The 13000-nt window shown below is 68.2% G+C and carries 12 protein-coding genes; 6 read left to right on the top strand and 6 right to left on the bottom strand.

The genetic code is table 11. The features are described 5' to 3' along the window. The first annotated feature begins 76 nt into the window (after positions 1-76). Together ACFOWZ_RS25240 and ACFOWZ_RS25235 are read left to right on the top strand one after the other, a co-directional pair. Positions 77-1027, top strand: a complete 951-nt coding sequence (locus ACFOWZ_RS25240; protein WP_382376351.1) for an ATP-binding cassette domain-containing protein — start codon at positions 77-79, stop codon at positions 1025-1027. After that, positions 1024-1803, top strand: coding sequence for an ABC transporter permease (locus ACFOWZ_RS25235; RefSeq protein WP_382376350.1), 780 nt, complete (start codon positions 1024-1026; stop codon positions 1801-1803). Before ACFOWZ_RS25240 ends, ACFOWZ_RS25235 begins: the two co-directional genes overlap by 4 nt. On the opposite strand, the gene ACFOWZ_RS25230 is transcribed toward ACFOWZ_RS25235, so the two are convergent. Beyond that, a complete protein-coding gene (locus ACFOWZ_RS25230) occupies positions 1720-2460 on the bottom strand; it encodes a lipopolysaccharide kinase InaA family protein (protein WP_382376349.1) in 741 nt (246 codons plus the stop codon). The two genes, ACFOWZ_RS25235 and ACFOWZ_RS25230, sit on opposite strands and share 84 nt — an antisense overlap. 101 nt (positions 2461-2561) lie before the next feature. Between ACFOWZ_RS25230 and ACFOWZ_RS25225 the strand changes: the two genes are divergently transcribed. Continuing rightward, positions 2562-4085: a M28 family metallopeptidase gene (locus ACFOWZ_RS25225; RefSeq protein WP_382376348.1), complete on the top strand. Its 1524-nt coding sequence runs from the start codon at positions 2562-2564 to the stop codon at positions 4083-4085. Here ACFOWZ_RS25225 and ACFOWZ_RS25220 read toward each other — a convergent pair. Together ACFOWZ_RS25220 and ACFOWZ_RS25215 are read right to left on the bottom strand one after the other, a co-directional pair. Then, positions 4082-5521, bottom strand: a complete 1440-nt coding sequence (locus ACFOWZ_RS25220; RefSeq protein WP_382376347.1) for a carboxylesterase/lipase family protein — start codon at positions 5519-5521, stop codon at positions 4082-4084. The two genes, ACFOWZ_RS25225 and ACFOWZ_RS25220, sit on opposite strands and share 4 nt — an antisense overlap. Positions 5522-5528: 7 nt before the next feature. Continuing rightward, positions 5529-6398, bottom strand: a complete 870-nt coding sequence (locus tag ACFOWZ_RS25215; RefSeq protein ID WP_382376346.1) for a bile acid:sodium symporter family protein — start codon at positions 6396-6398, stop codon at positions 5529-5531. A gap of 139 nt (positions 6399-6537) precedes the next feature. On the opposite strand from ACFOWZ_RS25215, the gene ACFOWZ_RS25210 reads away from it, so the two are divergent. The 3 genes from ACFOWZ_RS25210 to ACFOWZ_RS25200 are packed head-to-tail and all read left to right on the top strand — an operon-like array spanning position 6538 to position 8656. Then, a complete protein-coding gene (locus ACFOWZ_RS25210; RefSeq protein ID WP_382376345.1) occupies positions 6538-6822 on the top strand; it encodes an NmrA family NAD(P)-binding protein in 285 nt (94 codons plus the stop codon). A gap of 14 nt (positions 6823-6836) precedes the next feature. Further along, positions 6837-7949, top strand: a complete 1113-nt coding sequence (locus ACFOWZ_RS25205) for an MFS transporter (protein WP_382376344.1) — start codon at positions 6837-6839, stop codon at positions 7947-7949. Between the two features lie 5 nt (positions 7950-7954). Then, on the top strand, positions 7955-8656 hold the full coding sequence (locus ACFOWZ_RS25200; RefSeq protein ID WP_382376343.1) for an LLM class flavin-dependent oxidoreductase: 702 nt from the start codon (positions 7955-7957) through the stop codon (positions 8654-8656). Here ACFOWZ_RS25200 and ACFOWZ_RS25195 read toward each other — a convergent pair. The 3 genes from ACFOWZ_RS25195 to ACFOWZ_RS25185 form a co-directional block, all read right to left on the bottom strand. After that, entirely contained in the window at positions 8575-9609 is a 1035-nt protein-coding gene (locus ACFOWZ_RS25195) for an MFS transporter (RefSeq protein WP_382376342.1), read from the bottom strand. The genes ACFOWZ_RS25200 and ACFOWZ_RS25195 overlap by 82 nt on opposite strands. A gap of 133 nt (positions 9610-9742) precedes the next feature. Beyond that, the gene (locus tag ACFOWZ_RS25190) at positions 9743-11077 is read right to left on the bottom strand and encodes a cellulose binding domain-containing protein (RefSeq protein WP_382376341.1); all 1335 of its coding nucleotides are present in this window, start codon (positions 11075-11077) and stop codon (positions 9743-9745) included. Positions 11078-12206: 1129 nt separating this feature from the next. Then, on the bottom strand, positions 12207-13000 hold a 794-nt coding region (locus ACFOWZ_RS25185; protein WP_382376340.1), incomplete at its 5' end, for an HNH endonuclease signature motif containing protein.

Below are 13000 nucleotides of genomic sequence, written 5' to 3'. Positions count from 1 at the left end.
AAACTCCTTGCCTGTGAATCCTAGAACCGTGTACAACGTACACTCTGTGTACAACGTAAGCAGTTAATCCACGGGGGTGAAGTTCGTGGGACACGCGGTGCTCGCGGAAGGCCTGCGGAAGAGGTTCGACAAGAAGGCGGCGCTCGACGGGTTCGACCTGGCCGTGCCCGCCGGGACGGTGTGCGGGCTGCTCGGCCCGAACGGCGCGGGCAAGACGACGGCGGTGCGCATCCTGGCCACGTTGCTGCGCCTGGACGGCGGACGGGCCGAGGTCGCGGGCCACGACGTGGTGCGCGAGGCGCCCGCGGTGCGCCGGCAGGTGGCGTTGAACGGTCAGCAGTCGACGGTGGACGACGTGCTGACCGGCAAGGAGAACCTGGTGATGTGGGGTCGGCTCTACCACCTCTCGAAGCGCCAGGCCTCGGCTCGGGCCGATGAGCTGCTGGAGCAGTTCGGGCTCACCGACGCGGCGGACAAGCGCGCCAAGCACTACTCGGGCGGCATGCGCCGGCGCCTGGACCTCGCGTCGAGCTTCATCATGCGGCCGTCGGTGCTGTTCCTGGACGAACCGACGACCGGTCTCGACCCGCGCAACCGCGGCGAGGTGTGGCGCGAGGTGAAACGGGTCGTCGCCGAGGGGACGACGGTGCTGCTGACCACGCAGTACCTCGACGAGGCCGACCAGCTCGCCGACCAGATCGTCGTGCTGGACACCGGCAAGGTGGCGGCACAGGGCACGCCGGAGGGGCTCAAGTCCAAGCTCGGCGGCGACCGGATCGAGGTCGTCGTCCGCACCGCGGAGGAGCTGCCGCTGGTGCGGGACGTGCTCGGGCCGGACGCCGAGGTGGACGCCGACGGGTTCCGGGTGAGCGCGGCGGTCGCCGACCGGGTGGCGGCGTTGACGCGGGTGACGTCGGCGCTGGCCTCGAAAGGCGTGGAAGCAGAGGACATCGCGCTGCGGAGGCCGACGCTCGACGAGGTCTTCCTGGCCATCACGGGACACAAGGCTTCGGAGGTGCCGGCGTGAGGTACGCGGCGATCGACTCGTGGGTCGTGGCCAAGCGCGACCTGATCCACTGGCTGCGCGAACCGGTCAGGGTGTTCGCGAACCTGGCCTACCCGATCATCTCGGTGCTGATATTCGGGCTGGTGTTCGGCAGCGCGATGAACGTCTTCGGTGGCGGCGACTACATCGAGTTCCTGCTGCCGGGCATGTTCGGCCAGACCATCGCGTTCGGCGTCGGCACCACGCTGATGATGGTGTCGATGGACGCCGACCGAGGCGTGACGGACCGGTTCCGCGCCTCGCCGATGTCGCAGACCGGCGTGGTGGCCGGGCGCAGCATCGCGGACCTGGTGAACTCGTCGCTGGAACTGCTGGTGCTCGCGCTGTGCGGCCTGGTGATCGGCTGGTCGTTCCACGACGGGCTGCTGAACGCGCTGGTGGCGTTCGCGTTGTTCCTGTGGCTGCGGTTCGCCCTGGTGTGGGTCGGCATCTACCTGGGCCTGCTGGTGAAGCCGGAGGCGGCGCAGGCGTCGTGGATGTTCCTGTTCCCGCTGACGATGTTCGCGAACACGTTCGTCTCGCCGGAGCTGATGCCGGGCTGGCTGCGCGCGGTGGCGGAGTGGAACCCGCTGTCGTCGACCGTGGCGGCGGCACGTGAGCTGTTCGGCAACCCCGGTGTCGGTGGCGACTCGTGGGCGGCGCAGCACTCGCTGCTACTGGCCGTGCTGTGGCCCGCGCTGTTCGTGGCGGTGTTCTGGCCGCTGTCCGTGCTGAAGTACCGCAACCTCAGCCGTTAGCAGGTCGGTCCGGAGCTGGTCGGCGAGCCACGCCGCGAGCAGCTTGCGCCAGTTCCGGACCATCGTCTTCTTCCGCTCCGGCAACGTGCCGTCGCCCTCCCACTCCCGCCAGTCCTCGCTGGCGAGCCACCCGATGCAGCCCGCGATCCGGTGCACGCGCAGCAGGTTCGGGTCGGGCATCGAGCCGTACCCGGTCCAGAACGCCTGCGGCAGCGAGGCTCCGTGCAGGTAGAGATGTTCCTCGAAGGCCGCGAGTTCGTCGAGCGGGTTGCCCTGGCCGGGGTTGTCCCAGTCGATCAGTGTGGCCCGGCCGTCGCCGACGATGATGTTGTGGAGGTTCACGTCGTTGTGCAGCAGGCCGACGCGGTGGATCTTCCGGAACGCCTGGCCGATGCTCAGCCAGACCTCTTCGGACACCGGCAGGGCGTCTGCGAGCGTCCTGCCCTCGACGTACTCGACGAGCACGTCACCACGTCCGTTGTGCGCGAGGATCTCCGGCGCGCCGGGCACCACGAACTTCGGCAGGTCGCGCGCCACCTTCGGTTGCCGCAGCACGGCCTTGCGCCCGTCGGCCAGCGTCACGAGGTGCAGGACGTTGGTGAGCCCTTCTCCTTCCAGGGGTTCGACGCGGACGGCGGTCTCCAGCAACCGGAACAAACACCCACCTCCAGTGGCAAAGGGTGTAACACAGGACACATCGGACAGCGAAGGACTTCAGGGGATGCATTCGGCGGCGATGGACGCATGGAGGCACACCGATGACCCAACGCTATCGGCGCAGACGTCTCGCGCTCTTCTCGGCACTGGCACTGGCGTTGCCACTCGCCGTGACCGGCCCAGCACTCGCTGATCCCAGCAACAACTCCCCGGCCAAGCTCACGAAGGCCGTGACGCTCGACGGCGTGCTGCGGCACCTCGACGCGCTCCAGGCCATCTCGGACACGCACGGCGACCGCGCGGCCGGACGTCCTGGGTTCCAGGTGTCGGTGAACTACGTGGTGGGGCAGCTGAACGCGGCCGGCTACTCGCCGACCGTGCAGGCCTTCGACTTCCCGTACGTGGAAGACAACTCGCGGCTCGACCGGATCGCGCCGGTCGCCCGCATCTTCGCGCGGGACACCGACTTCAACCGCAACGGCTTCACCCCGACGTTCGAGGGCGACGTCACCGGCGTCATCGAGCCCGTCGACGTGATCGTCCCGCCCGCTCCGGCGCCCAACACCAGCACCAGTGGCTGCGAGGCCGCCGACTTCGCCGGGTTCACGCCCGGCAAGATCGCGATGCTCCAGCGCGGCACGTGCGGGTTCAACGTGAAGGTGCTGAACGCGCAGGCCGCGGGTGCGTCAGCGGTCATCCTGTTCAACGAGGGCCAGCCCGGCCGCACCGGCCTGGTCACGCCGATCGGTGACACGCCGGGTCTCGCGATTCCCGTGGTGTTCGCGACCTACGCCGCCGCCGAGGAGCTCATCGTGCTGACCCCCGGCGCCACTGTCCGGGTGAAGGTCGACTTCACCGAGGAGACCAGGACCGCGTGGAACGTGTTCGCCGAGTCCCAGTACGGCAACGCGAACAACGTCGTCATGGCCGGCGCGCACCTCGACAGCGTCCAGGACGGCCCCGGCATCAACGACAACGGCAGCGGCTCGGCGGCGTTGCTGGAGACCGCGATCCAGATGTCGAAGGTCAAGACCAACGCCAAGGTCCGCTTCGCGTGGTGGGGCGCGGAGGAGGAAGGCCTGCTCGGGTCCGAGCACTACGTCGCGAACCTGTCACCGGCAGAGCAGGACAAGATCGCGCTGTACCTGAACTTCGACATGGTCGGCTCGCCGAACCACTTCTTCGGCGTCTACGACGGCGACGACTCGAGCGGCACCGCACCGGTCCCGATCCCGCCGGGGTCGGCGCAGATCGAGGACGTCTTCGAGAAGTTCTACGCCGACCGCGGCCTGCCGTTCGAGGACACCGAGTTCTCCGGGCGTTCGGACTACGGTCCGTTCATCGCGGTGAACATCCCGGCGGGCGGCCTGTTCACCGGCGCCGAAGGCATCAAGACGGCGCAGCAGGCCGCGTTGTACGGCGGAACCGCGGGCGTCGCCTTCGACCCGTGCTACCACCAGCCGTGTGACACCAGGGCGAACCTGAACCTGACCGCTCTGGACGTCAACGCCGACGCGATCGCCACCGCGGTGATCACGTTCGCGTTCGACACCTCGACGGTGAACGGCGTGCGCGCGCCCGGCAAGTCGCACGGACGCGCGCCGCAACGGGGTGAACTGTCCTAAGAGGACCAGAGGTCGCACCGGTGGTCCGTCGGTGCGACCTGCCCGGTCGCGAACAGCCGGACGTCCTGGCGTGCCCAGCCGGGACGTCCGGTCCGCGCGAACCGGGTCCACGCCCGCACCATCTCGTCCGACAGCTCCTGCTGCGCGGCGGTGAGCTCGACGTTGCCGTACCTCAGCAGGAACGGCAGCTCCGAGCCGTGGTAGGCGCCGTACGGGAACTCCGGCATGCCGGGGAAGATCATCGGCGGTGCGGGTTCGGCGAACTCGTAGCCGTACGCCCCGGTCTGGCTCCTGAGCTCGTCGGTCGTGCACGCCGAGGTCATCGCCGTGAGTGCCGCCGACAACGGCACCCGCTCGTCGCCACCGGCCGGCGGGTAGGCTTCGAGAACCCGCTTCGCCTTCGCGGCACCGAAACTCTCAGTGAGGACCTGCTCGTACCCGGCGGCGTCGAGCGGCGGGTAGAACACCGCGACGAAGACCGTCAGCTCGTCACGTGTGGTGCCGGCGAGCACGGGGATCTTGTGGAAGCGACCCTGTCGCAACGCCGTGATCGGGTTGTCCGGCAACGTTTCCGTGTCGTACGCGGGTGACGAGAAGAGCGGTGTCAGGGCTTTGACCTGCTGGACGCTCAGCCCGCGCAGGCACTTCAGGTCCGTGCACCCGTGCGGTGCCTTCGCTCCGGCCTGTTCGACGTCCGTGCGGGCCGCCCACGTGTGCTGGACCCGGTTCTCCCCCGCCGGGAGCCCGAGCTGGCACGGTCCGCTCTGGATGATCGCCTTGTGGAACAGGCCCTTCGTCCTCGGCGAGGTCAGCTGCGCGCACGTCGACAGGCCACCCGCCGACGCCCCGAAGAGGGTGACGTTGTGCGGGTCGCCCCCGAAGCTTCTGATGTTGCGCTGGACCCATTCGAGGGCTTTCTGCTGGTCCTTCAGCCCGAACGCGCCGGAGCCCTCGAGTCCCGGGTAGCCGAAGAAGCCGAAGGCGCCGAGCCGGTAGTTGACGGTGACGACGACGGAACCGTTGCGCACCAACTGGTCCGCGCCGAGGTCCGACCCTGCGCCGCTGGTGAAGCCGCCGCCGTGGAGCCAGACCATGACCGGCCGGTTCCGTGCTTTGTCCGGTGTGGTGACGTTGAGGTACAGGCAGTCCTCGCTGTCGCTGGCGGGACTGCCGAACCCCTCGTCCTGCGCGCACCGCGGACCCGGCGCGGTGGCCTTGCGGACGCCCTGCCAGGGCTGCGCGGGCTGCGGATCACGCCACCGGTTCTCCCCGGTGGGCGGTGCGGCGAAAGGAATGCCCTGGAAGGTGCGCTGGGTGTTGGTGACGGTGCCCGACACGAATCCTGTGTCGGTGCGGACGGTGGTTCCCGCGGCGTGGGCGGGAAGTGCTGTTGCGGCAACGAGAAGGGCCGCTGTGATGGTTGTGGTTGAACGCATGTCACGATCAACCTAGCTGCGTGTGCAACCTCTTTTGGTTCCGCGACAACAACCGCGCCGCCACCGCGGCGGGCAGGTACATGAGAACCCCGTACACGGCGGCCGGGATCGCCATCGCCTCGTCGTTCAGCACCGTCAGCGCCAGCGTGATCGCGATCGTGGCGTTGTGGATCCCGATCTCCATGGCGCTGGCGATCGCCTGGTCGCGCTCGACCTTGAACGCCTTGGGCACGAAGTACCCGACCGTCAGGCTGAGGATGCTGAGCAGCAGCGCCACCGGCCCGAGCGTCGCGATGTTGTCGACCAGCTGCTGGAACCCCGTCACGATCGCCGCGACGATGACGAGCACCAGAACCACGACCGAGGCGATCCGCACCGGGTTGTTCATCTTCAACGCCCAGGCCTCGTACCTGCTGCGGACCCACATGCCGATCGCCACCGGCACCAGCACGATCGCGAACACCTGCAGGAACTTCGCCGGCTGCAACCCGAGCGCCGCCTGATCGCCCAGGAAGTAGGCGGTGCTGAGCCCGACCACCAGCGGCAGCGTGAACACGGCGAGCACCGAGTTGATCGCGGTGAGCGTGATGTTGAGCGCGACGTTCCCGCCGGCGAGGTGGCTGAAGAGGTTCGCCGACGCACCACCCGGCGAGGCCACCAGCAACATCATGCCGACCGCGAGCACGCCCTTGATCCCGAACGCGAGCACCAGCCCGACGCAGATCGCCGGCAGCACGATCATCTGGCAGACCAGCCCGATGGCCGCAGCCTTGGGATACTTCGCGACCCTGGCGAAGTCGGCGGTCGTGAGCGTGAGGCCCAGGCCGAACATGACCAGGCCCAGCGCCACGGGGAGGAAGATCTGAGCGATGAGCACGGCGGCCTCCGTGATGTCCGGCTTGTGCCGTTTGATCTGATCGGAAGATCTTGCCGTTACACCGGGGCCTGCGGAATCGGCCAGGTGGCCGCACTGGACCGAGATCGGATAGTTTGCAGAAAACCTTCTGGGGGCAGAAATGAAGACCGTGGTGGTCACCGGCGCGACCGGAAAGCAGGGCGGTGCAGTCACGCGGCACCTCGTCGCGGCGGGTTGGGACGTCCGCGCCGTGACTCGGAACCCGGCGGCGAGCGTTCCCGGCGCGTCCGTCGTAGCGCGGATCCAGGTGAACGACCCGGAACTGCGCAAGGTGTTCGACGGCCGCGCGGAACCGCCCGTCGACGTCGAGGGCCTCCGCGCGCTGCACCCCGGCCTGAGGTCGTTCGCAGCGTTCCTGTCTGAGGTGCGGAACAGCACCGCGTAGCGCACCCTGGTGCGATGGCGCGCCTGCTGACCCCGCGCTTCGCCCTGCTCACCGCCGCTGACCTGGGCTACTTCACCGCGGTGGGCATCGCGGTTCACACCCTGCCCCTGTACGTCACGGGGCCGCTGCACAGCACCAAGGCCGCGGCGGGCGTCGCGTTCGGTGCCTTCGCGATCTCCGCGCTCTTCCTCCGCCCGCTGGCAGGCCGGCTCACCGACCGCCTCGGGCGAAGACCGCTCCTGCTCGGCGGCGCCGCCCTCGCCGCCGCCGGGCTCGCGCTGACCGCGTTCGCCACCGACCTGCCCGCGGTCATCGCCCTGCGGCTCCTGCTGGGCGTTGCGGAAGCGGCGTTCTTCGTCGCAGGGTTCGCCGCACTCGTCGACATCGCCCCGCCCGACCGCCTCGGCGAAGCGCTCAGCCTCAACTCACTGGGCCTCTACCTGGGTCTGGCCGCGGGCCCGCCGCTGGGCGAGGTCCTCGCGCAACGATCGTTCGCCACGGCCTGGTTCGCCGCCGCCGCACTGTGCCTGGCCTCCGCCCTCGCCGTGCTCCCGATGGGCGAGACCGGCACACCGGGGCAGGCCGCGTCCACAAAGCTGATCCACCGCCCCGCCGTCGGGCCGAGCGCCGCCCTCGGCGCGTCACTCGCGGCCGCCGGCGGCTTCCTCGCTTTCTCCGCGCTGCGGGCTCAGGAGATCGGCTACGAGAACACCAGCCTGCCGCTGTTCCTCTACGGCGCCACGGTCGTGGTCTGCCGCCTGGTCTTCGCGAAGGTCCCCGACCGCGTGCCGCCCCTCAGGCTCGGCGCGATCGCCCTGGCCGTCATCGCGGCCGGCCTGGCCCTCACCGCCGTCCCGCACCTGCTGATCGCGGGCAGCGTCGTGCTCGGCGTCGGCGTCACGTTCAGCACGCCCGCGTTCTTCGCCGCCATCTTCGCCACGGCGCAACCGCACCAACGAGGTGCGGCATCCGGGACCGCCAGCGCGTTCCTCGACCTCGGGCTCGGCGGCGGACCGATCCTGCTCGGTCTCGTCGCCAACGTCTCGACCTCCGCCGCGCTGGCCGCCGGTGGTGGGATCGCTCTGCTGGGCTGTCTCTGGACGATCCGGCTGCGGCGAGCACACTGAACGACGTGCAGATCGGTGTCTTCACCGCGGGCGACCTCGAACCCTCCGAGATCGTCACCCTGGCGATCGAGGCCGAGGCCGCAGGTTTCGACGTCTTCGCGGTCGGCGAGCACCACAACCCGCCCTACAACTCGTCGTGCCCCGCCACGGTTCTCGCCCACATCGCGGCGAGGACGACCACCATCCTGCTCTCCACCGCCACCACGCTCATCACCACGAACGATCCCGCGAGGCTCGCCGCCGAGTACGCGACGCTCGACCTCCTCGCACCGCACCGCACCGACCTCGTGCTCGGGCGCGGGAACACGGCGAAGGTGTTCGGCTGGTTCGGCAAGGAGATCGAGTACGGGCTGCCGTTGACGATCGAGCACTACCAGGCGCTGAAATCCTTGTGGCACAACAGGCCGTACCTCTGGCACGCCTGCACCCGCTCCCCCGAGATCGCCGAGCTGGCGGCCGAGCACGGCGACGGCCTGTTCGTGTTCGCAGGCCGGAGCGAGCAGGTGGCCAGGTACCGCTCCCTGGCCGCACGTCCCCGCGTCGGCGTGCTGGCTCACCTCGACGACCTCCCGGTGGCGCTGGACCTGAACCCCGACCGGCTGCTGGTCCACGCCCGCGACGCCGATCACCTCCGCCAGATCACCAAGGCCACCACCAGGATCAGCACCCCGACCGCCACCGCCGAGCCGAGCACCCACAACCCGTAGATCGCGAACGCCACGAACTCCGACCCGATCGCCGCCACCGACGTCACCGTCGCCCGCGCGTCGGACTCGATCCGGTGCTGCAACTCGGTTTCCACGTGCACCAGCACGAACCGGTAGAGCCCGTAGAAGAGTCCCAACAGGACGATCGCGACCGGTACGGCGAGTGCTGCCGCCACGATCAACAGCACGCCGGAAGCGAACAGAACCCAGCCGCGGAACGGCAACCGGCCGCCCAGGGACGCACCGGCGGCACCCAGCAGCGGTACCCCGATCGTCGCCAGCGGCACCCAGACCGTCGGCACGTGCCAGTCCTGGACCAGCAGCGGGAAGTACTCCTCGAACGCGTCGATCGCGTACACCAGCGCCACCGCGATCACCGCGCGTTTGATCGGCACGGACTCCTTGAGCCCGGCGCGCAGCGTGGCGAAGTAGCTCTCGTGATCCTCCGACTCGCGCGGAGGTTCCGGGAACCGCAACGCGACCACGGACGACGCGAGGCACATGGCGACGGAGACCCAGCCGACCCACTCGTAGCCGCCGAGGGAGAACAACGCGGTGGCGAGGACGGCGACCGGAACCTGCGAGATCAGCTCGATGGTGTCGATCCGCGCGTTGAGCCGCCCGTACTGCTCCTCGTCACCGTTGGCCGCCAGCCCGTCGTACAGCAGCGCCTCGAACGAGCCCGACGTCAACGTTCCACCGAGGCCCCACAGCACGAAACCGGCCGCGAAACCCCAGAACGACGGGAACACCACCCAGGCGGCGTGGCCCAGCGCCTGCAACACACCGGCGGCGACCAGGGAGTTTCGCCGCGAGAACCGGTCCGCGATCGCGCCGGACGGCACCTCGAAGACCACGGCGGTGGCCGACCAGATGGCGAGCAGCACCGAGATCTGAGCGTCCGACAGACCGCTCTCGTCGAAGAACAACGCGTACAGCGCGTAGATCGGCACGACGTGCGTGCACCACGCGAACGCCGTCGCGGTTCGGGAAAGATCAGTTGAAGATCAACGTCGTCGTCGTCGCATGGGACAAGGCTAAGCCGTCAGCGCCACCGATTAAATGGCGCTGACGGCTGGTGGTCGATCAGAAACCGGCCGTGACCTTCGTGAACGCGAGGTCGGCCTGCTGGATGCCCGAGCAGCTCGCCGACACCTGGCCGTCGCAGCCGCCGCGGTCGCGGTTCACCGACCAGAACGCGAGGCGCCCCAGCCCGTTCGACTTCGACCAGTCGCGAATCGCCGTCCAGTCGTCGACGGTGGTGAGCTCGCGCTGGTCGGACAACCCGTTCATGCCGGAGATGCCGACGTGCTTGAACGCCTCGGCGTCACTCCAGCCGAAGGTCGACTTGAGCTTGTTCTTCAGCCCCGTGGCCGCACCGATGGTGTCGGTGCGGATGTTGGAGCTGCCGAAGTCGAACGGCATGATCGTGAACACGTCGATGTTCGCGTTCAACGCCTTGGCCTGGTCGATCAGCCGCGCACCGTAGAAGTTCGGCCCGGTGGTGCCGGTGCCGAACGTGACGATCGTCTGGATGCCGGGGTTGTTCTGCTTGACGATCCGCAGAGCGGTGATGATCCGGTCCTGGACGGTCGTGTTCTCGAACTCGTCGGAGTTCTCGATGTCGATGTCGATCGCCTTGAGCCCGTAAGCGTTGATCACCTGCTGGTACGCGCCGGCCAAAGCCTCAGGCGTGGAGCAGTTCGGCCCGAGCTTGTTGCCACTCCAGCCACCGAACGAAGGCACGATGTCACCACCGGCCGAGCGAATGGCGTTGATCGTCTGCTGGTCGACCCCACCCGTGAGCGGACGCTGACTGTCCCAGGACGGGGTGCACCCGCCGCCGGACAGGACGAACGCGAGGGTGAACCACTTGACGCCGGTAGAGCTCATGACCTGAGTAGCGCTCTGCGGGTTGCCCCAACCCAGGTAGAGGTAAGGCGCGCCACGACCGTTGCCGGGCAACGGCGGGTTCGACGTCGTGGTGGTGGTGGTAGTCGTCGTAGTCGTGGTCGGCGGTTGCCCACCGTCACACGACCCCCCGTTGATCTTGCAGTTGGTCGGGCTGCCACCCGAACCGCGCACGGTGAAGCCAAAGCTAGCCGTGCCACCAACGGGCACATTGCCGTTCCAGGTGTTGCGGACGGTGATGTTCTGCCCGCTCGCGGCATAACTGCCGTCCCACAGCGACGCGATCGCCTGCCCACTCGGCAACGTGAACTCGACGGTCCACGAAGTGAGCGCAGACCCACCACTGTTGGAAATCGTGTACTTGGCCTCGTACCCGGTGCCCCAGTCCGACGTCTTCGTGAACGCCGCCGTCACGCCCGTCGCGCCGCTGGCCGGAGCGGCGAGAACGCCTCCGGCCACCGTCGCGATCGCCAGCGCGGCGGTCAGCAACTGCCAGCGGAACTTCTTCATGGTGCTCCATTCACGTGCAGGGGGAACGTGATGGCGAGCACGTTAACTGGTCTGGACCACCTGTTCAAGGGGATGAACTTGGGAGTATCTGCGCTTGTCAGGGCGGTTGTGAGGGAGCGCTCCCATAGTTGGTCCACTTGACATGGTGGGCGGTTTTTGGCGCGACCAGAAGCCCTTGAGGTGCATGGAACCGGTTACGGTCGGCGCGGGGTTGGCCACGTTGCTGAGGCTTTTGATGATGCTCAGGTTTGGGGCGCGGGCCGGCTTGCGTTGCAGCGCGGGCGGGTCGCCTTGCGTTGGTGGTGCTTTGGGTCGTATGACGAGCCGGGTCATTTCATCGTCGCTTCGCGACGATTGCGATTGGGGCTTGACTTCGGGGCCCTTGCGAGGCGCTCATCGGCCTTGAAAAGCCGGGCATAAGGAGCCCGGCCGATCCAACCAGCGTAGCACCTCGCTCCCAAAGTCAAGCCCCAATCGCAAGCGTGCGTGGTTGCGTTGGGTTGTTCGGCTTTCGTCATTACCGCTTGCCCGCGTTCGCATTACCCTGTCCGGCTCGGCTTCGCCATCGCGGTTGATGGGGGTGCTTGGTTTCGCCATTGCCAGCGTTGCTGCGGGAGATTCGGCTTGCCTACGCCATTCCCGTTTACCTTCGGCTTCGACATCGGGTTCGGGCGATTAGCTGCGCTAGATGTGACCCTGCGGGATTGACTCACCGGGTTGCTGCCCCGCAGGTTAACCTTCGCGGGTTGACCTCACTAGTTTCCTTCGAGAGATTGTCCCCGCGGGTTACGTTCGCGGAATTGCCCCCACGCGGCAGGAGTAGCGCGCTGCACGGGTAGCGCAACAGGAGGAAGAAACGGCCACCGCCCACGCAGCCGCCGGTCAGTCAGCGTTGGCGCGGGTGCCTCGTCGCGGTCAGGCGTTGGCGGCTCGCGGGCACGTTGTCCGGCCTGGGCGTCGCCGCGTACGAGGCGCCTGGAGGCACCTGGCCGTGACCAAGGCAGCATTCATCAGGCCGTCTCGCCGTGGCCAGGACGGGTCTTCACCAGCCTGCCTACCCGCAGCCAGGCGGGCTTCATCAACATCGCCCCGTAGCCTGGCGGCCTTCATCGCCACCGCGTGGCCGTGGTTAGGCGGTGTTGATGAGGTTGCGTCTGGGTCTTTGTTGCGGGTCGAGCCAGGTCGGTGGGTAGAACGTCGGGATGCCGGTGACCAGCTTGACTTCCCACTTGCTCTGGTGGATGAGGGTGTGGTGGTGGCGGCAGAGTAGGACGGCGTTGTCGACGGAGGTATCTCCACCGTTGGCCCAGTGGCGGATGTGGTGGGCGTCGCACTGCCGTGGCGGTCTGCCGCAGCCCAGGAAGGCGCAGCCTCGATCTCTGGTGACCAGGATCCGGCGGATTGCGGCGGGGAAGGTGCGGGTTTTGCGGCCGATGTCGAGCGGCTGGCCCGCGCCGCCCAGGACCATGGGGATGATCCCCGCGTTGCAGGCGAACTGACGCACCTGCTCGGCCGGGACACGGTCGCCGTTGTCCAGGGTGGCGTGGCCGACCTGGTTGGCGAGGTCGTCGTAGGGCATGGTCAGGGTCAGGGTGACTGGTTCGCCGCCGTGTTCGGGCAGTTGGTCGGCGCGCAGCATCAGGTCGATCAGCTCGGCGAGGGCGTCGCCTTCGCGTTGCTCGCGGGTGCGCAGGTCCGGGCCCTCGTCGGCGGTGTTCGGGCGGGGCTTGGCCAAGGGGTCGATCAGTGCCTCGTACTTGGCGCCGGTGACCTTGTCGAGCTTCGCGCGGATCTCCAGCCGTCCGTTCTTCCACCGCATGATGTGTTCGTTGCCGGGCGGCGCGGGCTCGGGGTCTCGGGGTTCCGGGTCGTTCTGGTAGAGGCGGTAGAGCAGGTCTTCGCCGAACTTGCGCACTTCGTTGG

Source organism: Lentzea rhizosphaerae (assembly GCF_042649515.1).
Classification (GTDB): domain Bacteria; phylum Actinomycetota; class Actinomycetes; order Mycobacteriales; family Pseudonocardiaceae; genus Lentzea; species Lentzea aerocolonigenes.
The sequence above is the reverse complement of the archived record's forward strand: the minus strand, read 5'-3'. Positions and strand labels throughout refer to the sequence as shown.

Bases quoted from the DNA above. Each gene is read 5' to 3' on its own strand.
- ACFOWZ_RS25220 (WP_382376347.1), bottom strand. From the start codon at position 5,521: ATGCGTTCAACCACAACCATCACAGCGGCCCTTCTCGTTGCCGCAACA.
- ACFOWZ_RS25205 (WP_382376344.1), top strand. From the start codon at position 6,837: ATGGCGCGCCTGCTGACCCCGCGCTTCGCCCTGCTCACCGCCGCTGAC.
- ACFOWZ_RS25210 (WP_382376345.1), top strand. From the start codon at position 6,538: ATGAAGACCGTGGTGGTCACCGGCGCGACCGGAAAGCAGGGCGGTGCA.
- ACFOWZ_RS25190 (WP_382376341.1), bottom strand. From the start codon at position 11,077: ATGAAGAAGTTCCGCTGGCAGTTGCTGACCGCCGCGCTGGCGATCGCG.
- ACFOWZ_RS25225 (WP_382376348.1), top strand. From the start codon at position 2,562: ATGACCCAACGCTATCGGCGCAGACGTCTCGCGCTCTTCTCGGCACTG.